The organism is Nitrosomonas halophila (assembly GCF_900107165.1).
GTDB classification, from domain to species: Bacteria; Pseudomonadota; Gammaproteobacteria; order Burkholderiales; family Nitrosomonadaceae; genus Nitrosomonas; species Nitrosomonas halophila.
On record NZ_FNOY01000012.1, the window covers coordinates 26,747 to 45,814 of the forward strand.

Here is a 19,068-nt window from a genome sequence, read left to right on the forward strand (position 1 = left end):
AAGGCGCTTGCCGGCCAGCATGACTGGATTATTATTTTGGTACTCGCTAAGAAGCTGTTTGGAAATTCCAATCTCAGATCAGATTGCTCAGCGCTGTGGCAACTGTAGCGTTATTGTTACCGAAAAGCATCTGGATGGTCGCGGCCCATTGGGCCTCGCCAAGACGGCGGTTGAAATTGCGAATGGCCGTTGTTTTCTGCCGTCTTTGCGAGCACAGCGAAGCAATCCAGCCTAACGTCAGCCTAGCTTCGATACCGAGTCGCTTGCCAGGATGCTTGCGGTTTGGAAAAACCACTCGTATCCATATGCGTCATACTAGGAGTTGCTCATAAATAACTGTAACACTTATTCCTTCACGGCTCCTAGGGCACGTTCACTCAAGTTCAGCATTTCCAAACAGCTTCTTTGATGTGGGCCACGTGCAAATTGTGCTTATCGGTTTTCTGGTACGGGAGGCGATAGCACGCACATGACCATCACAACCACTATGCACGGAGTCTGTGGTACTCCAAAACTGGCGCGCCCAGCACGATTCGAACGTGCGACCCCCGCCTTCGGAGGGCGGTACTCTATCCACTGAGCTATGGGCGCTCTGGAGCCAGGAAATACTGAATCGTTCAGTATTTCCCATGCATAACAGCTACTAATGTTCCGGCGGATCCGTCTCGGATTTTTGAAAGACCGCCGGATAAATGCGCACAATCTTGACCACCTGGTTGCTGGTCTGGAGGATTTCCATCGGATACCCCTCGATGTTCAAACCCGTGCCCGCCTCGGGAATATCCCGGAAGAACTCGAGTATCAGTCCATTCAGCGTCTTGGGACCATCGAGCGGCAATTGGAATCCCAGCTTGCGATTCAAATCGCGCAACAACGTGCCACCTTCGACTATTATACTACCATCCGGCTGCTGTTTGAACGAACTCGTTTGAGAGGGCGCCTGCGTCGTAAATTCACCAATGACTTCCTCGAGAATATCCTCGAGCGTCACCAGTCCCAGCCATTCGCCATATTCATCAACGACCAGCCCGATCCGCCTGTGATTTTCCTGGAACAGTTGCAATTGAGAAAACAAGGGCGTGCCGGCAGGAATAAAATAGGGTGACTGCATGACCGCTTCCAGCATCTCGGTGGTAATCTTTTCCTCTCGCAACTGGTTGAGCACCTTGCGTACATGCACGATGCCAACCACATTGTCGAGCCGCCCGCGATAAACCGGGAATCGGGTATGGTGACAGGTCAATAACTGTCCGCGAATGACTTCCTCATCCGCTTCGAGGTCAATCGCCTCGATCTGATTTCTGGGAACCATGACATCCTCGACCGTAACCGACTCGAGATCGATGAGGTTTGCCAGTACACTTTGATGTTTTTTCTGAATGAGATGGCCGGCCTCCAGCACCAGCGCCTTGAGCTCTTCCATGCTCAGTTGGTGCGTCGCCTGCTGCGAAGGCTTAAGGCGCAGCACAGCCAGCAGCATCTGCACAAACAAGTTGACAAACCAGACAACGGGATAGAAAACTCTCAGTAAAGGGGTCAGAATATAGCTGACTGCCAGCGCGATCCGCTCCGGATAAGCTGCCGCGATGACCTTGGGCGTAATTTCGCTGAATATCAGTATCGCCAGTGTCACGGCAATACTGCCAAGCAGCAATGCCAACTCATCATGGGCGAAAAAGATGGACACAATGGCGGCGACCAAGGTCGCCGCAGCCGTATTCAGCAGGTTATTGCCAAGCAGAATAACACCCAGCAATCGGTCCGGATTCGCCAGCAGCTTCGCAGTCAGCTGAGCACCGCGATGGCCTTGTTTGGCCAGATGCCTGAGCCGATAGCGATTGATCGCCATCATGCTGGTTTCCGACAATGAAAAAAAGCCGGAAACAATCAACAAAAGCACCAGCGCGATGAGCAGGAGGTATAACGGAATATCTTCCAAAGAAGTCTATCCTTGCAATGTGATTGCAATCATTTGCGCCAGGCGTGGCTGATCACCTGTCGCGAGCGCAAACCGTGTACCACTTGCATCAAGTCAATACGCCTGAAATAGCGCGCCATTCAGCGCAATATTCCGGGTAAAACTCAAGAATTTCCTGGCAATCGCCAGATTGTCGCCATTGACAACACTTTGTCACTTCAAACATCAAGACTATTGCTCACCCTCTTTGCCAGGCCATGAAAAATAAACATAACCATTCTGTGGCACCTTGTTTTCCTTGAAACGTTTCAAGGCTTCTCTGTCGACCTGCTTGTCCCACCAGATCGCACGCGCTTCTTTCTGTTTTTCGATCAGTTCAGGTCTTTTAGCGAACAGTTCACGCATAAATTTGGTGTGCTCGGATTCGTAAAATTCCATGTTGGTTTGCCCGTTAAATTATTAGTCTATAAAATCCATACCTATTTTGATCAAGCGCCACCGTGCGATGTTTGTATTTGCGCTTTGCAATCTCGCTTCGGCAGCATCATTACGCCGCATTATAGATTAAGAACAAGATTATTATAAAAGATATTATATAAATGATTAGATATGAAAAATTCGCCGGTTTTAAAGGAAAGCTTGTATTGGTTGGTTTTGGCAGCGTGGGACAAGGTTCCCTGCCGTTGCTACTCAGGCATTTAGATATCTCTCCCAGTCAGGTTTTAATCATCAGCGGAGATGATTGTGGGCGGGCGCAGGCGGACCAGGCACAGGTTGCGTTCAAGGTTTGCCCGCTCACACCGGCAAATTACCGGAAGGCACTGGATCCGATCCTGGACGCCGGTGATTTTCTCCTCAATCTTTCTGTCAATGTCTCCAGTCTCGCGCTGGTCGAATTCTGCCATGCGCGTGGAGCGCTCTACCTGGATGCCTGCACTGAACCCTGGGAAGGGGGATATACGGACACCCGTCTATCGCCATCGGAGCGCTCTAACTATGGCTTGCGCGAGCAGGCTTTGGCACTTCGCCAACGACTCGGCAATGGCCCAACCGCAGTGCTCTCCCATGGCGCCAATCCCGGTCTGGTCTCTCACTGGGTGAAGCAAGCGCTACTGAATATCGCGCGCGACACGGGTCGCGACATTGCCACGCCGCAAACCCGGAATGAGTGGATGGCGCTCGCTTGCAGTCTGGATATCAAAGTGATCCAATGTGCAGAACGCGATACACAAACCGCCAAGCCATTCAAGCGCATTGATGAATTCGTCAATACTTGGTCAATTGACGGCTTTGTGGGAGAGGGACTCCAACCAGCGGAACTGGGCTGGGGAAGCCACGAAAAATACCTACCGGCAGACGCCAGGCACCATGACTTTGGCTGTAATGCCGCCATTTATCTGCAACGCCCTGGCATGCGCACCCAGGTACGGGGCTGGACGCCCCTGACCGGCGCCTATCAGGGTTTTCTGATCACTCACTCCGAATCAATATCGATAGCCGATTATTTCACGCTCAAACAGGATGGCGAACTTCGCTACCGTCCGACGGTCTATTATGCTTACCATCCGACGGATGCGACCGTACTATCGATCCATGAGCTCAGCGGTAGAAATCTGACATTACAGTCGCAAACACGTCTGCTGATGGATGACATTGCGTCCGGAACGGATGCGCTGGGTATGGCGCTGATGGGACATGCCAAGGGGGTCTACTGGTATGGTTCGATGCTATCGATCGAGGAAGCTCGCCAACTCGCACCCTACAACAATGCCACCAGCCTGCAAGTTGCCGCGGGAGTTCTGGGTGGGCTGGTTTGGGCGCTTGAAAATCCGGATGCCGGTATCGTCGAACCGGATGAAATGTCTTTCGAACGCGTATTGGAAATCGCGAACCCTTATCTGGGCGAGATGGTTGGACAATACAGCGACTGGACACCCCTCCAGGACAGACAGGCATTGTTTCAGGAGGATGTTGACCTAACCGACCCCTGGCAGTTCAAGAACTTCCGGGCTAACTGATTTCAAGGACATGGATTTACTCACTCAAGGACTACTGGGGGCCAGTCTGGCACAGACGCGCGCGCATGCGCATGAAGCACGCCTGGCGACCGGCGTGGGTTTTCTCGCAGGATTGATTGCGGATGCGGATATTCTGATTCAATCAACCAATGATCCTCTTCTGAATATCGAGTTTCATCGCCACTTCACGCATTCCCTATTTTTTGTTCCGCTTGGGGCATGCATAGCGGCCATCCTGCTGTGGCCATTCGTGCGCAAGCACATGGCCTTTTCCCGGCTATATCTATTCGCCCTTCTGGGCTACAGCCTGAGCGGTGTGCTCGATGCACTGACCAGTTACGGCACCCATTTGTTATGGCCCCTGAGTGAGACACGGCTGGCATTCAACATCATATCGGTGATCGACCCGGTCTTCACGCTGGTCTTGCTGATCGCGACAGCCTATGCATTCAAGCATCGTGCCGCCCGGTTTGCCGGCTTTGGACTGGCCATTGCTTCGCTTTATTTGCTGCTTGGCTGGACACAGCTGCAACGAGCAGAGACTGAGGCACTGGCCCTGGCGCAGGCACGCGGACATGATGTCGAGCGCCTGCTGGTCAAGCCCACGCTCGCGAATTTACTGCTGTGGCGCTCGGTCTACGAAAGTAATGATCGGTTTTACGTGGATGCAATTCGCGTTGGATTGCTATCCGAACCCAAAATTTATCCCGGGGAATCCATCGAGAAATTCAACCTGGCACAATATTCACGCCAATTGCCCGAAACATCTGTGCTGGCCGACGATATTGCCCGCTTCACCACGTTTTCCGATGGATTTGTCGCGCTGCAGCAGGAAAACCATGATTTGCTGGTAGATATCCGTTATTCCAGTCTGCCAACCAGCACGGCACCACTCTGGGCAATAGCAATGGATCCCGCACTGCCACAGCAACATGCCCGCTTTCAGGTATTTCGTGATATCCCCAAGGCAGTGCGTGAGCAATTCCTGGCCATGCTGTGGGGCCACAAGCTCAATTGATGCAGCGCTCTGTTGCGCTCAATTTGAGCGTGACAGAATAATGCCCGCCAATGGCGGCAGGGTTACGGCGATTGAATCATTCTGCCCCGACCAGGGTTCGCCAGTGGTCTCGAGGCTGCCGCCGTTACCGACATCACTGCCACCATAATAAGTGGAATCACTGTTGAATAGCTCGCGATACCGACCTGCTTCCGGCACACCCACGCGGTAATCCATACGAGGCAATGGTGTGAAATTCAGGACAATCAGCACAAATGACCCATCTCGCGCCCGGCGCAGATAGCTGATGACCGATTGCTCGGCGTCATGACAATCGATCCAGCTAAAGCCTTCCGGGAAAAAATCCAGTTCATGCAGCGCCGGCATGGTCAGATATAGATGATTCAGATCGCGCGACAACGTCTGCATGCCACGGTGTTGCACACGTTCCAGCAAATACCAGTCAAGCGGCTGACCAACGCCCCATTCCCTGCCCTGTGCGAATTCATTGCCCATGAAATTGATTTTCTTGCCCGGACAGGTCATCTGATAAGCAAACAACAGACGCAGATTGGCGAACTTCTGCCAGGCATCGCCAGGCATTTTGTCCAGGAGCGATCTTTTGCCATGCACGACTTCATCATGCGAAAGCGGCAGAACAAAGTTTTCGGTATAGGCATAGAGCTGGTTAAAAGTCAGCTCGTTGTGATGATAGCGCCGGTGCACGGGATCATGTTGCATATAGCCTAATGTATCGTTCATCCAGCCCATGTTCCACTTCATGGAAAAGCCCAATCCTCCCAGATAGGCAGGACGCGAGACCGCCGGCCAGGACGTGGACTCTTCGGCAAGCGTCAACGCGCCCGGGAATTCCCCGTGCACCATGGTGTTCAATTCTCGCAAGAATTCGATTGCCTCGAGATTCTCCCGCCCCCCGAAGCGGTTGGGCAGCCATTCCCCCTCCTGGCGCGAATAATCCAGATAAAGCATCGAAGCGACCGCATCGACGCGCAAACCGTCAAGATGGAACCTCGTCAGCCAGTAATGCGCACTCGACAGCAAAAACGATTTGACCTCGTTGCGCCCGTAATTGAAGATATATGTCCCCCAATCATGATGATAGCCCAGGCGCGGATCTTCATGCTCGTACAAGGCGGTGCCATCAAAACGTGCCAGCGAGAAACTGTCACAGGGAAAATGTGCGGGCACCCAATCGAGAATCACACCGATGCCTGCCCGATGACAGGTATCCACAAAATACATGAAGTCCTCGGGCCGGCCAAAGCGGCTCGTTACGGCAAAGTAGCCGGTTGTCTGGTATCCCCAGGATTCATCCAGCGGATGTTCCGATATCGGCAGCAACTCGACATGCGAATAACCCATGTCCGATAAATAGGGAACTAATTGATCGGCCAGTTCACGGTAGGACAGGAAACTGCCATCGGGATGCCGTTGCCACGAACCCGCATGCATTTCATAAATATTCATCGGGGCATGCAGCCAGTCCCATGCCTCCCTGCGCCGCGTCATCCAGTCATCATCCTGCCAGTCAAAACGGCCTTGATTCGGTGTATACGCTGCATTGCTGGGGCGCAGCTCATGTCGGCTCGCGTACGGATCGGTTTTGAGCATGATCGCGCCGGTTGCCCGGTTGCGGATCTCATATTTGTACAACATGTCTGCGGGCAAATCCGGAATGAACAACTCCCATACCCCGCTGTCCGGATGGATCGACATTGGATAGGCACGCCCATCCCAGCGACAAAAGTCCCCGACGACACTTACCCGCTCGGCATTGGGTGCCCAGACCGCAAAACGGATACCGGTCACACCATGATTTTTTACCCGGTGCGCACCCAGCATGCGATAAGCCTGGTACAGACGCCCCTCATTGAACAAATACAAGTCATGGCTGGAAATCTGCATGGGGAAGGCATAGGGATCGTGGCACTCATCGATCGTCCGGGTTGCCGCATCCTCCAGGCGCAGCAAGTAGGGACGCGCCAGATGCTCACCTTCCCATTCAAAGATCCCTGCCGGGTGCACACACCGCATCGGCTCAAAGCCAAAGGAAGTTTGAACCCAGACCCGCGACTTGTGGGGCTGAAACACCCTGACCAGCTTGCCACGCGGACTGTGGTGCATGCCCAGATAGGCACAGGGGTTATGCAGGCGCGCGGCCAGCAACAATGTTTGCAAGGAGTCACCCGTTTCGGCTGATTGCATCGGTAATATGGATTCTGTTTGCATACCCTACTTTATAACGCGCGCGAACGGCTGGCAATGATTATTGAGATCAAGTAAGATGAAGCGCAGTGATTCGAATGTACGGTATCACGCTGTGCGTGATCGCAATCCAGCGAGGAGACCATGGACACCCAGCAAAGCCCCCAACCCAATTATTACCCACGTTTCGTCAGCGCCATTACCCGCAATACTCTTGCGTTGATTCTGGCAGGTGGACGGGGAACACGTCTCAAACATCTCACCGACTGGCGCGCCAAGCCGGCAGTACCGTTTGGTGGGAAGTTTCGTATCATAGACTTTGCCCTGTCCAACTGCGTCAATTCAGGTGTGCGCCGTATCGGCGTCGTCACCCAGTACAAGGCACAAAGCCTGATCCGCCATATACAACGAGGCTGGAGTTTTCTGGACGGCCGGTTCAAGGAATTTGTCGAACTGCTGCCTGCCCAGCAGCGCACCGAAGAAACCTGGTATCAGGGCACCGCGGATGCGGTTTTCCAGAATCTTGACATTCTGCGCAGCCACAATTCCGACTATGTGCTGATTCTGGGTGGCGACCATATTTACAAGATGGATTATGGCCGGCTGCTGGCCGAGCATGTCGAGAAGCGAGCGGATTTGACTGTCGCCTGCGTGGAAATTCCCGTCAGCGAAGCGAGCGCCTTCGGGGTCATGGATGTCGATGACAATTGGCGCATCACCGCCTTCACCGAAAAACCAGAGCACCCCCCCTCGATCCCCGGACAACCCGACCTGGCTCTGGTCAGCATGGGCATTTATGTCTTCAATGCAAAATTTTTATATGAGCAACTGATACTCGACCATGATCTCGAACATTCGTCGCATGATTTCGGCAAGGACCTGATTCCCAGCCTGATAAAAAATGCCAATGTTTATGCCCATCGCTTTCAGAACAGTTGCGTCAATATGGCATCGGGCACGCCCTACTGGCGGGATGTCGGCACGGTCGATGCCTACTGGGAAGCCAATATCGACCTCACCACCATCACGCCGGATCTGAACTTGTACGATGAAGACTGGCCGATCTGGACACATCAGGAACAACTGCCCCCTGCCAAGTCTGTATTCGACGACGACAACCGGCGTGGTCAAGCACTGGATTCGATGGTATCGGGCGGATGTATCATCAGCGGCGCAACCGTGCGCCGCTCCCTGCTGTTTTCCAATGTCCAGGTCCGCAGTTTTGGCACCATCGAGGATTCAGTCATCCTGCCCAATGTTGACATAGGCCGGCATGCCTATCTCAAGCGGGTGATCATCGAGAAAAGCTGTGTTATCCCTGAGGGGTTGAGAGTCGGATTCGATCGCGAAGAAGATCAAAAACGATTTTATGTCACCGAGAATGGCGTCACACTGATCACGCCAGAAATGTTGGGGCAGCGCATTCATCAGATTCGCTGAGGCTGATGGTCTGGCAGGTCGTTCGCGGCCAGCCACCCGAAATAAGACCGGAATTGAGAGCTGCCTTAAGCTTTAATTTATTTGATTCAATTTTAGTTTGCTTGCATGAGTTGTATTTTTCTATGCTGCTCGCAACAAACTTTTACAGACTTAGGTTGATAGACCATGATACCTCATATCCCTAAACTCGATCTTGTCCTGCTGTGGCATATGCATCAACCCGATTACCGTGACAGTGAAACCGGCGAATTCGTACTGCCCTGGGTTTACCTGCACGCGATCAAGGATTACACCGACATGGCCTACCATCTGGAAATGCACCCGGACATCAAGCTGGCCATCAATTTTGTGCCCATCCTGCTGGACCAGCTGGAAGATTATGCCGATCAATTCGCCCATGGCGAAATCCGCGACCCGCTGCTGCGTCTGCTTGCTGCGCCCGATCTCGACCGGATTTCGTTGTCCGAGCGCACCTTGATTCTGGAAAGTTGTTTCCTCAGCAATCATGAGACCATGCTCAAGCCATACCCGGCATACCAGTACCTGCGCAACCTGTACGACAATCTGCAACAACTTGGCGACAAGACGCTGCGCTATGCTTCGGGACAATACCTGGCCGACCTGCTGGTGTGGTACCACTTGGCGTGGACAGGGGAAAGTGTGCGCCGGGAAAATGCCAGTATCGTGCAGCTGATGTCGCAGGGTAAATTGTTCAGCTATGGCGACCGGTTGCGCTTGTTCAACCTGATTGGCGAATTGATCCAGGCGCTCATTCCCCGCTATCGCAAGCTGGCACAGTCCGGGCAAATAGAACTTTCCACCACACCGCATTATCATCCGCTAGCCCCGCTGCTGATTGATTTCACATCTGCGCGCGACAGTCTGCCAGAAGCCGTCCTCCCGCCTCATGCCAGCTATCCCGGTGGCCGGGAACGCGTATCTTTTCATTTGAAATCGGCCAAGGACAGCCATACCCAGCGCTTTGGCGTCCAACCAGCCGGCATATGGCCGGCAGAGGGCGCGATCTCCGAACCGTTCCTGAACATCCTGATCGAAAATGATTGTCAATGGTGCGCCAGCGGCGAAGGGGTACTGGCCAACAGCCTGCGCAAATCCTTTCCGGACCAGCCATTGCCGGCTCGCAGCGATTATCTGTACCGTCCTTACAGCTTCAAAGCCGAGCATGGCAGCACTCTGTGCTTTTTCCGGGACGATCAATTATCCGATATGATCGGATTCGAATATTCAAAATGGTTCGGTCGGGATGCCGCCGAGAATTTTGTTCAGCGGCTTGAACAGATCCGGCATGAAGTCCACAGTCACCGCTCCGGCAACACCAACCCGGTTGCGAGCGTCATTCTTGACGGTGAAAATGCCTGGGAGTCCTATCCCTATAACGGATACTACTTCCTGAATGATCTTTACGAACTGCTTGAGAAGCACCCGCATATCCAGACCACAACCTTTCAGGACTATATCGCAAAGCTCTCGCGGTCACGGACTGCCATCAAACCGTTACCTGCGCTGGCTGCGGGCAGCTGGGTATACGGCAGCTTCTCGACCTGGATCGGTGACCATGACAAAAACCTCGCCTGGGAATTACTCTGCGCAGCCAAGCAAAGCTATGATCTCGTCCTGCAGAGTCCGCGTTTGACCAAAACAGAAAAGGCAGCCGCCGAACGGCAGCTCGCTTCCTGCGAGAGTTCCGACTGGTTCTGGTGGTTTGGTGACTACAATTCCCCCCATGCTGTCGAAAGCTTTGATCGGCTGTTCCGCGGAAATCTCACCAATCTTTATCGCTTGTTGAAAATTCCGGCACCGGTTACCGTGCTGGAACCGATCAGCCATGGCGGCCTTTCGGACAGCGACAGCGGTGCTATGCGGCGCGCCTCCTGAATGGGATCATAACGATGGCCGGTCAAGATCCAGCCAAGCAGCAGAAACGATTGGACCAATAACTTAGCCACAGGAAATTCTTCCATGCCCCCATCCGTCTCGTTGCTTTTTGGCGTCCACGCACACCAGCCGATCGGCAATTTCCCCGAAGTCATCATGGACGCGCATGAACGCTGCTACAAACCTTTCTTGCAAACCTTGTACCGCTACCCGGAATTCCGTTTTGCGGTCCACTTTTCGGGCTGGTTGCTCGATTTTCTATTCGAGCACTTCCCGCAAGATATGGCCTTGCTACAGGACATGGTTGCACGCGGACAAATCGAACTCTTCGGTGCGGGCGAAACCGAACCGGTACTTGCTGTGATTCCCGAGCGGGATCGAATCGGCCAAATCAGAACTTTCTCTGCCAAGCTCAAGAAAAAACTGGGGCAACGGCCACAGGGCGCCTGGTTGACCGAGCGGGTTTGGGAATCCACCGTTATTCCTGCGCTGGCCGATTGCGGCATCCGCTATGTAATCGTCGATGACTATCACTTCATCTGCGCTGGCAAGGACAAAACCGAACTCTCCGGCTATTTCACCACCGAGGAAGATCGCCGCAAACTCGACCTCTTCCCCATTTCCGAGGCATTGCGCTACAAACTGCCGTTTTCTCCGGCGCCGGATGCGGTCAGCTATATCGAATCCCTGGCAGATCAGCTGCCAGGTGGACGGCAACCCGCAGCCATTTATTTCGACGATATCGAGAAATTCGGCATCTGGCCGGAAACCCATAAATGGGTCTACGAACAGGGCTGGCTGGAACAATTCATTCAGGGCGTGCTCGCTTCCCCCCATATTACCCCCCGGCACTACCGGGATTACCATGCCAGCGAGCAGACCTGCGGGATCATCTACCTCCCCACCGCTTCCTATATCGAAATGAGTGAATGGACGCTGCCCGCCGCGCCGGCCCATATCTATGCCGACCTCGTGCAGCAGGCCAAAGCGGAAGGATGGTACGAGCAAAACAAACCCTTTATACGCGGCGGCATCTGGAAGAATTTTTTTTCGCGCTATCCGGAATCCAACTGGATGCATAAGCGCATGCTGGGGCTTTCCGCCCGTTTTGCCAAATTGCCGGCAACACAGCGAACGGAAAGCATGCAGCAATGCCTATATGCCGCCCAGGCCAATGACGCCTACTGGCATGGCCTGTTTGGTGGCCTCTATCTGCCTCATCTGCGGCGCGCAATCTATAACAATCTAATTGAACTGGAAGCCTTGCTGGATGCAAGCTCACCACGCTCATCTCTATTTATCGAGGATACCGATCTGGATGGCGTAGAAGAAATTTATCTGCACAACACCACCCTGCAAGCCGTATTGAAACTTGACGGCAGCGCCAGCATATGTGAACTCGACGCCTATCCGCTCAAGCATAACTTCGCCGATACCCTGGCTTGCCAGCCGGAGCATTACCATCGCAAGATTCAGCTGAACGCCCAACAAAACTCGACCCATCACGATACCGGTATTGCTTCGGCGCATGACCGCATCAGTTTCAAACATGAAATTCACCCCATCGACCTGGAGCCGGACCCCCACGCACAATTTTTGTTTATCGACCGGCTGAATGACAGCCTGTTGACGCGTTATCTGCACCAGCCCTCTGACAGCGGTGAAGTCATTTTTCAGACTGCATCCGGTCAAATTTCAGTCAAAAAACAGATCCAGATCGCTGACCACCAGCTGATCGTGCTGTACGACCTGGCTGGCGACACGGCCGGAGCGCTGATGCATACCGAAATCAATCTGGCCATGCCCAGCTGCGACGGCCCAGCCGGGCGCTATCGTCAGCATGAAACCATACTTTCTGGCTTCGGCCAGCCACTCGAACTGGCCGCGCTGACCGTCATCACCCTTGAGGACGACACCCTGCAAGGCGATCTGACGCTGACCACATCGCAAGCGGTACGGCTTCTGGCACGCCCGCATTTCACCGTTTCCCAATCGGAGGGAGGATTCGAAAAAATCATGCAGGCAGTCAAATTGACGCTCAGCTGGCCGGCATCCATTCAACGGCAGACCATTTCCCTGCAATACAAGCCACGAAACAGCACCAGCTGAAAGTGCGTGCACTTCACATCCCAATGGGCTCGTCGGCATGGTCCACAAAAATCAAACCGGTGGTGTCGAAACCCAGCGCATTCGCCTGCGTGATAAATTCCTCGATGATTGCCCTGTCAATCTGTGGCGATCTTGCCAGCAGCCATAGATAAGAAGTGTCCGGCCCTGTGACAAAAGCGTATTGATAATTCTGCTTATCCAGTGCGAACACCACGTAGGATCCATAAAATGGTCCCCAGAAAGATACTTTCAAATAACCCTGTTCCGGATTTCTGACAAAATAAGCTCTGCCCTCGGCTTCCTTCCATCTATTTTCGCTGGCTGAATAGCCGCGATTGATCACCCGGACGCCGCCATCCTGATGCAGGGAATATTCCGCCGTCACGTTATCGAGTCCGCGCTCAAAAGAATGATCAAGACGAGCGATTTCGTACCATTTGCCCAGATATCGGTCCAATTCAAACTCATCCACCGGGCGCACCCCTTCGGGGTAACCCAGACAGCCACTCAGCAACAGGATAAACACGATATGCAGATATCGGCACATAAACAAATCTCCTTCAAAGCATGATTCGATCACCTGCTGACGCCTTGCGCCAACCCGGTTTGGATTGAGAAAAAATATTGACACAACTTTACCTTTTTGCGTTCGCAGTAAAATTTTGATACGCTCAAGCCAGAATCGTTAACAACGATACGCCGCCAGCCTGCCTTGCAGACCAAACCGCAAGACTGGCCATGCCTGCATTTGAGGAACCGTGACATGACGAATGAATTTCAGCGTCTCAGGCAATGCGATCAAGATAATATACCCTGGAAAAAATGGGGGCCTTATCTGAGCGAACGGCAATGGGGTACCGTCCGTGAGGACTATAGCCCAGATGGAGAAGCCTGGCAGTATTTTCCGCATCTCCAGTCCACGGCCCGCGCTTACCGCTGGGGCGAGGATGGATTGGCCGGGATCAGCGATGATCGGCAGCGGCTCTGCTTCGCACTCGCCCTGTGGAATGGACGAGACCCGGTATTGAAAGAACGACTGTTTGGTTTGACCGGCACACAAGGCAACCATGGTGAGGATGTCAAGGAATACTACTTCTACCTGGATGCAACCCCTACCCACAGCTATCTCAAATACCTCTACAAGTATCCGCAAGCGCCCTTTCCCTACGAAGATCTGGTCACCACCAACAGCCAGCGCTCCAAACACCAGCCAGAATATGAATTATTGGATACCGGTATTTTTGCAGAGAATCGTTACTTCGATATTTTTGTGGAATACGCCAAAGCGGATCCTGAAAATATTCTGATTCAAATCAGCGTGGTCAATCGTGGCCCCGAAGCAGCACAGCTGCGCGTATTACCGACACTGTGGTTTCGCAATACCTGGTCATGGGAACCCGATGCAGCCAAACCGTTACTCAAGCAATGCCAGAGAGAAGGCGGGAACCCAGCCGCACTGGCCAGCCATCACCAGTTGGGTGATTACCAGTTGTTCTGCGCGGATAATCCCGATCTGCTGTTCACTGACAATGAAACCAATGCCCAGCACCTGTTTAATGGCACCAATGAGAATCCCTATGTGAAAGACGGGATCAATCAGTTTGTCCTGCATGGCAATAAGGCTGCGGTGAATGCCGACGGTTGCGGCACCAAGATGGCGGCTGATTATGCCCTGCTCATTGCAGCCGGGGAAACGCAGATCATCAGGTTGCGGCTGGCCCGGGCAGGAAGCATTGCAACAGGCGCCGCCTTTACTGATTTTGAAACGGTTTTCGATTTACGGCGACGGCAGGCCGATCATTTTTATGAACAGCTGTCTGGCGACAAACTGGACACCGAAAGACAGCGCCTGCTGCGACAAATGCTGGCAGGTATGCTCTGGACCAAGCAATACTATGAATTCGATGTCGGACGCTGGCTGGATGAGCATCACGGCCAGGCCACCCGCAATGCTGACTGGGGACATATGAAAAACCGGGATATCCTTTCCATGCCCGACAAATGGGAATACCCCTGGTACGCAGTCTGGGACACGGCCTTCCATACGCTGCCGCTGGCCATGGTGGATCCGGTTTTTGCCAAGCACCAGCTGAGTTTGTTTCTGGAGGCGCGCTACTTACACCCAAGTGGACAAATGCCAGCTTACGAGTGGAATTTTAGTGATGTCAATCCACCCGTCCATGCCTGGGCAACATATGCTGTATATCAAATCGACCGTGAGTCCCGTGGCCAGGGCGATCTCGCCTTCCTGCAAAGCGCTTTTGCCGGCCTGGAACGCAACTTTCACTGGTGGGAAACACGCAAGGGACCAGATGGGAATGTTTATCAGGGAGGATTTCTCGGCCTGGACAATATCGGTGTATTTGACCGCAGCCATGCGCTGCCTACCGGTGGCCACCTGGAACAATCCGACGGCACTGCCTGGATGACCCTGTATGCGCAGAACATGCTGCAAATCGCGCTGGAATTGAGCCTGCATGACTTAAACTACGAACCAAAGGTAACCGCTTACCTGGATCATTTTCTGGCAGTTGCCGCGGCCATGCATGACATCGGCAGCGAGCACCGGGATATGTGGGACGAGGAGGATGGCTTTTTTTATGATGTCCTGCGCTTTCCGGATGGCCACTCGACCCGCCTGAGAATACGCTCGCTGGTTGGGTTATTGCCTTTATGTGCCGTGACCGTGATCGAACAGAGCACCTTGCAAAAACTTCCTCAGGTCGCGGCACGCTTCGAGGCGTTGGTCAGGCATAAGAATCATTTGACGGCTGACATTTTCTGTCCGATTAAACCCGGCATGGCGGGCCGTCGTTTGCTGGCAGTCCTGGATGAGGAAAAATTACGCAGGGTCCTGGCGAGATTGCTGGACGAACAAGAGTTCCTGAGTCCTTATGGCATACGATCACTTTCCAAATATCATCAGGCGCATCCCTACCACTTTCACTGGCAGGATCAAACGTTCACGGTAAGCTACCAGCCAGGCGAATCGGACTCTTATATGTTCGGCGGCAACTCCAATTGGCGAGGGCCGGTGTGGATACCGGCCAATATCCTGATCATACGCGCGCTCTTATCCCTGTACACTTATTATGGGGATGATTTTCAGATCGAATGTCCGACCACAACGGGCACCCCATGCAATCTATTCCAAATCGCCGAAATGATTGCCGAACGGTTGTTTCGCATCTTTTTGCCGGATGCACAGGGAAGGCGGGCGGTTTTTGGGGGGAGCGAGAAATTTCAAACAGATCCGCATTGGCATGATCACCTGTTGTTTTATGAGTATTTTCATGGCGAGGATGGGTCCGGATTGGGCGCCAGCCATCAAACCGGCTGGACTGGCGCGCTGGCCACCTTGCTCACAATCTTCGGCTCACTGGCGCCGGCAGATTTGTCAGCCGCCGGCATGCAGCGGGTCACAGCCAGCCTGGCATCGACAAGTACCTCATGACCAGGTTACTCCTCATACCTGCTCACGGTTCAGTCCCGGGATGGGCCGATCCATGCACATGATCCGAAGATATGAAATCCTCTAGCCGATAATGCAATCATGACAACCGAAGCATGCTCTCGTCAGCCCATCAATCGCGGCCGCGTCATCATACTCTGCGGCGTTTCAGGTTCTGGCAAGTCCACTGTGGGACAGGCCTTGGCCAAACGCCTGGGCTGGCACTTCATCGAAGGAGACAGTTTTCACCCGCACACGAACATCGCCAAAATGCAGCGCAACGAGCCGCTGAATGATAGCGACCGGGAACCCTGGCTGTACCGCCTACGGGACGAAATCAAGAATTGCCTGGCCCAGGAAAATCAGACCGTCCTCGCTTGCTCGGCGCTCAAAGCCCGCTATCGCGCAATTTTGTGCCTGGACTGCCGGGTGAATTTCGTGTTTCTCATCGGCAAACATGATCTATTGCGGCAGCGCCTGACTCAGCGCGCTCAGCATTTTATGGGCCCTGATTTGTTAAACAGCCAACTGGATACACTGGAATTACCGCAGCATGGCCTGATCGTCGATATCAATCAGCCGGTTCCAGTCATCGTTGAATTGATTGTGAGCTGGCTTGCCTCGAAGAAAAATGGCTGTCAGCGGCCTGGCTGAGAATTATTCACAGGCGCAATATAAATAGCAATCAACCGGGCTTGTCAGGATCACGCACCACGTCTAAGGGCTCGTTAATGAATACTTGAGCATACGCTGGGGTTGTTGCGTATTCGGGCATCTGCGGCGTTGCGAGGCTTGCGAATGGAACGACCATTCGGCTGCGCCTCTCGCCTTGCATCTTTCCCGAATACGTAACAACGTATGCCCAAGTTATTCATTAACGAGCCCTAATAGGAGGCAGCATTTATGCATTTGGAAACAGATATTCTTCTGACTGGTCTCGCTTTTCCGGAATCACCACGCTGGCGGGAGGATCGCTTGTGGTTCACCGATCAGCATGCCCGAAAAATCATGACCGTAACCGCGGATGGCGAAGCGGAATGCGTCCTGCAGACCCAAGATCTGCCAGGTGGGCTGGGCTGGCTGCCGGATGCGACCTTACTGGTTGTCGCCATGACCGAGCGCGCGCTTTACCGCCTGACCGGATCAGGTCTGGAAAGATATGCCGACCTTTCCACTTTGGCGCCCTTTCACTGCAATGACATGGTGGTCACCAGTAACGGTCGGGCCTATGTCGGCAACTTTGGCTTTGATCTGCATGCGGGCGCGACGATTGCCAGCACTCGTCTTGTCCTGGTCGAACCGGATGGCTCTTGCCGGCTGACTGCCTCCGACCTGATTTTCCCCAATGGCAGCAGCATCACTCCGGATGGCATGACATTCATCGTTGCAGAAACCTTTGCCCATCGCCTGACAGCGTTTACCATCGATGACACTGGCTCACTTCACGCCCCCAGACTCTGGGCTGATCTTGATCAGGCCACACCAGATGGCATCTGTTTAGATGCCGAAGGGGCGTTATGGGTGGCGAGCCCTGGCACCCGGGAAGTGATTCGAGTCAGGCAGGGAGGCGTAATTACCACAAGCATTCGTCCCCTTGGAACACCGTATGCCTGCATGCTCGGCGGCCATGACCGCCAGACATTGTTCATACTGACCGCTGAAACAGACGATCCTGGACAAGCCAATACGCTACGTTCAGGCCGCATAGAAATCGCGACAGTGAATGTGCCCGGCACCGGGCTGCCGTAGTTTTCTCAGCAATATAATGGAGGAATCATGTCCAAGAAAAATGATAAACCACTGGCCGGACAGCGTGCGCTGATCACTGGCGGCAGTTCTGGTATCGGCGCGGCAATTGCGCGCGCCATGGCCGAGGCTGGCGCCCGGGTAGCGGTCAACCATCTGTCCGCCCCCGAAGCCGCGCACAGTGTGGTTGATGCCATCTTGGCAAATGGTGGCAAGGCACTGGCGATTCAGGCGGATGTCAGTCAGGCGGCACAAGTCAAGGCTATGTTCCAGAAAGTGATTCAAACCTGGGGCAGTCTTGATATTCTCGTGACCAACGCCGGCATTCAGGATGATGCACCCTTCACTGAAATGACTTTATCGCAATGGGAGAAAGTGCTGGCGGTCAATCTGACCGGACAGTTCCTATGTGCGCAGGAAGCGGTCAAGTCGTTTCTGCATCGTGGGATTGTGCCAGAACTGTCCAGCGCCGCCGGCAAAATCATTTGCATTTCTTCCGTTCATGACATTATTCCCTGGTCCGAACGCGTCAATTACGCAGCCTCCAAGGGCGGGCTGCTCATGTTCATGAAAAGCCTGGCTCAGGAAGTCGCCCACCAAAAAATCAGAGTCAATGCTATTTCACCCGGCGCGATCCGCACGGCGATCAACCGTGCTGCCTGGGAGACACCCGATGCGGAAGCGGCGCTACTCAAGCTGATACCCTATGAGCGCATCGGAGAGACGCTGGATATCGCGCGGGCCGCAGTCTGGCTGGCTTCCGACGCCTCCGATTATGTCATCGGCACAACGCTCTACGTAGACGGCGGCATGACTTTGTATCCGGCGTTTCGGGCAGGCGGATAAACCGCCGCCGCAGCTGTATTCACCACGCTTGCCTGGCGCCGTTATCTCGCATTGTCATACCAGCAGGTGCGACAATTTGTCACATGGTCCCGGCAACCATTTTACGTTATTGTTGCCCTAAGGGCTCGATAATGAATAATAACTTGGACATACGTTGTGACGTATTCGGGAAAGATGTAAGGCGCGAGGCTTGCGAATGATCATTCCATTCGCAAGCCTCGCAACGCAGCAGATGCCCGAATACGCAACAACCCTTCGGGCTGGGGTCGCTTTTGGCGCATACCGGCGTTGCAGGCCACTTGTTGTGAATGACACGGCGGCGTGTCTTGCGCTTTGGTCTGCGCCAAAAGCGACCCCAGCGTATGCTCAAGTTATTCATTAACGAGCCCTAAGCATGCAATTTGTGCTGCTCCATACACAC

General features: G+C 53.7%; 14 protein-coding genes and 1 tRNA gene. 9 read left to right on the forward strand and 6 right to left on the reverse strand.

The window, feature by feature from the left end:
• Positions 1–73: 73 nt before the first annotated feature.
• The 4 genes from BLV85_RS04560 to BLV85_RS04575 form a co-directional block, all read right to left on the reverse strand.
• Entirely contained in the window at positions 74–295 is a 222-nt protein-coding gene (locus BLV85_RS04560) for a hypothetical protein (protein ID WP_090412591.1), read from the reverse strand.
• A 220-nt stretch (positions 296–515) separates the two neighbouring features.
• Positions 516–591, reverse strand: a tRNA-Arg gene (locus BLV85_RS04565).
• Positions 592–643: 52 nt separating this feature from the next.
• A complete protein-coding gene (locus BLV85_RS04570) occupies positions 644–1,939 on the reverse strand; it encodes an HlyC/CorC family transporter (RefSeq protein ID WP_090412594.1) in 1,296 nt (431 codons plus the stop codon).
• 210 nt (positions 1,940–2,149) lie between these two features.
• Complete coding sequence (locus BLV85_RS04575) at positions 2,150–2,356, reverse strand: DUF3460 family protein (RefSeq protein WP_090412595.1); 207 nt, start codon at positions 2,354–2,356, stop codon at positions 2,150–2,152.
• A gap of 161 nt (positions 2,357–2,517) precedes the next feature.
• Here BLV85_RS04575 and BLV85_RS04580 point away from each other — a divergent pair, with 161 nt between their 5' ends.
• The gene (locus BLV85_RS04580; protein ID WP_090412597.1) at positions 2,518–3,936 is read left to right on the forward strand and encodes a homospermidine synthase; all 1,419 of its coding nucleotides are present in this window, start codon (positions 2,518–2,520) and stop codon (positions 3,934–3,936) included.
• A gap of 10 nt (positions 3,937–3,946) precedes the next feature.
• Positions 3,947–4,954: a metal-dependent hydrolase gene (locus BLV85_RS04585; RefSeq protein WP_090412599.1), complete on the forward strand. Its 1,008-nt coding sequence runs from the start codon at positions 3,947–3,949 to the stop codon at positions 4,952–4,954.
• Positions 4,955–4,972: 18 nt separating this feature from the next.
• Here the strand turns inward: BLV85_RS04585 and glgB are convergent, their stop codons facing one another.
• The gene (glgB, locus tag BLV85_RS04590) at positions 4,973–7,159 is read right to left on the reverse strand and encodes a 1,4-alpha-glucan branching protein GlgB (protein WP_090412648.1); all 2,187 of its coding nucleotides are present in this window, start codon (positions 7,157–7,159) and stop codon (positions 4,973–4,975) included.
• A gap of 144 nt (positions 7,160–7,303) precedes the next feature.
• Between glgB and glgC the strand changes: the two genes are divergently transcribed.
• From glgC to BLV85_RS04605, 3 genes are all read left to right on the forward strand, one after another.
• Complete coding sequence (gene glgC, locus BLV85_RS04595) at positions 7,304–8,599, forward strand: glucose-1-phosphate adenylyltransferase (protein WP_090412600.1); 1,296 nt, start codon at positions 7,304–7,306, stop codon at positions 8,597–8,599.
• A 165-nt stretch (positions 8,600–8,764) separates the two neighbouring features.
• Positions 8,765–10,495 carry a glycoside hydrolase family 57 protein gene (locus tag BLV85_RS04600; protein ID WP_090412602.1) on the forward strand — a complete coding sequence of 577 codons (1,731 nt, stop codon included), beginning with the start codon at positions 8,765–8,767 and terminating at the stop codon, positions 10,493–10,495.
• 84 nt (positions 10,496–10,579) lie between these two features.
• A complete protein-coding gene (locus BLV85_RS04605; RefSeq protein ID WP_090412604.1) occupies positions 10,580–12,604 on the forward strand; it encodes an alpha-amylase/4-alpha-glucanotransferase domain-containing protein in 2,025 nt (674 codons plus the stop codon).
• Between the two features lie 13 nt (positions 12,605–12,617).
• Here the strand turns inward: BLV85_RS04605 and BLV85_RS04610 are convergent, their stop codons facing one another.
• Complete coding sequence (locus BLV85_RS04610) at positions 12,618–13,151, reverse strand: lipocalin family protein (protein ID WP_090412605.1); 534 nt, start codon at positions 13,149–13,151, stop codon at positions 12,618–12,620.
• 216 nt (positions 13,152–13,367) lie between these two features.
• Between BLV85_RS04610 and BLV85_RS04615 the strand changes: the two genes are divergently transcribed.
• The 4 genes from BLV85_RS04615 (at position 13,368) to BLV85_RS04630 (ending at position 18,647) form a co-directional block, all read left to right on the forward strand.
• Positions 13,368–16,058: an MGH1-like glycoside hydrolase domain-containing protein gene (locus BLV85_RS04615; protein ID WP_090412607.1), complete on the forward strand. Its 2,691-nt coding sequence runs from the start codon at positions 13,368–13,370 to the stop codon at positions 16,056–16,058.
• A 99-nt stretch (positions 16,059–16,157) separates the two neighbouring features.
• Positions 16,158–16,709, forward strand: a complete 552-nt coding sequence (locus tag BLV85_RS04620) for a gluconokinase (RefSeq protein WP_090412609.1) — start codon at positions 16,158–16,160, stop codon at positions 16,707–16,709.
• Between the two features lie 249 nt (positions 16,710–16,958).
• Positions 16,959–17,804 carry an SMP-30/gluconolactonase/LRE family protein gene (locus BLV85_RS04625; RefSeq protein WP_090412611.1) on the forward strand — a complete coding sequence of 282 codons (846 nt, stop codon included), beginning with the start codon at positions 16,959–16,961 and terminating at the stop codon, positions 17,802–17,804.
• A 27-nt stretch (positions 17,805–17,831) separates the two neighbouring features.
• Complete coding sequence (locus BLV85_RS04630) at positions 17,832–18,647, forward strand: glucose 1-dehydrogenase (protein WP_090412613.1); 816 nt, start codon at positions 17,832–17,834, stop codon at positions 18,645–18,647.
• Positions 18,648–19,068: the final 421 nt, after the last annotated feature.

Excerpts from the sequence above, each read along its gene's own strand:
- BLV85_RS04575 (WP_090412595.1), bottom strand. The coding sequence starts at position 2,356 with ATGGAATTTTACGAATCCGAGCACACCAAATTTATGCGTGAACTGTTC.
- BLV85_RS04580 (WP_090412597.1), top strand. The coding sequence starts at position 2,518 with ATGATTAGATATGAAAAATTCGCCGGTTTTAAAGGAAAGCTTGTATTG.
- BLV85_RS04585 (WP_090412599.1), top strand. The coding sequence starts at position 3,947 with ATGGATTTACTCACTCAAGGACTACTGGGGGCCAGTCTGGCACAGACG.
- glgB (WP_090412648.1), bottom strand. The coding sequence starts at position 7,159 with ATGCAATCAGCCGAAACGGGTGACTCCTTGCAAACATTGTTGCTGGCC.
- glgC (WP_090412600.1), top strand. The coding sequence starts at position 7,304 with ATGGACACCCAGCAAAGCCCCCAACCCAATTATTACCCACGTTTCGTC.
- BLV85_RS04600 (WP_090412602.1), top strand. The coding sequence starts at position 8,765 with ATGATACCTCATATCCCTAAACTCGATCTTGTCCTGCTGTGGCATATG.
- BLV85_RS04605 (WP_090412604.1), top strand. The coding sequence starts at position 10,580 with ATGCCCCCATCCGTCTCGTTGCTTTTTGGCGTCCACGCACACCAGCCG.
- BLV85_RS04610 (WP_090412605.1), bottom strand. The coding sequence starts at position 13,151 with ATGTGCCGATATCTGCATATCGTGTTTATCCTGTTGCTGAGTGGCTGT.
- BLV85_RS04615 (WP_090412607.1), top strand. The coding sequence starts at position 13,368 with ATGACGAATGAATTTCAGCGTCTCAGGCAATGCGATCAAGATAATATA.
- BLV85_RS04620 (WP_090412609.1), top strand. The coding sequence starts at position 16,158 with ATGACAACCGAAGCATGCTCTCGTCAGCCCATCAATCGCGGCCGCGTC.
- BLV85_RS04625 (WP_090412611.1), top strand. The coding sequence starts at position 16,959 with ATGCATTTGGAAACAGATATTCTTCTGACTGGTCTCGCTTTTCCGGAA.
- BLV85_RS04630 (WP_090412613.1), top strand. The coding sequence starts at position 17,832 with ATGTCCAAGAAAAATGATAAACCACTGGCCGGACAGCGTGCGCTGATC.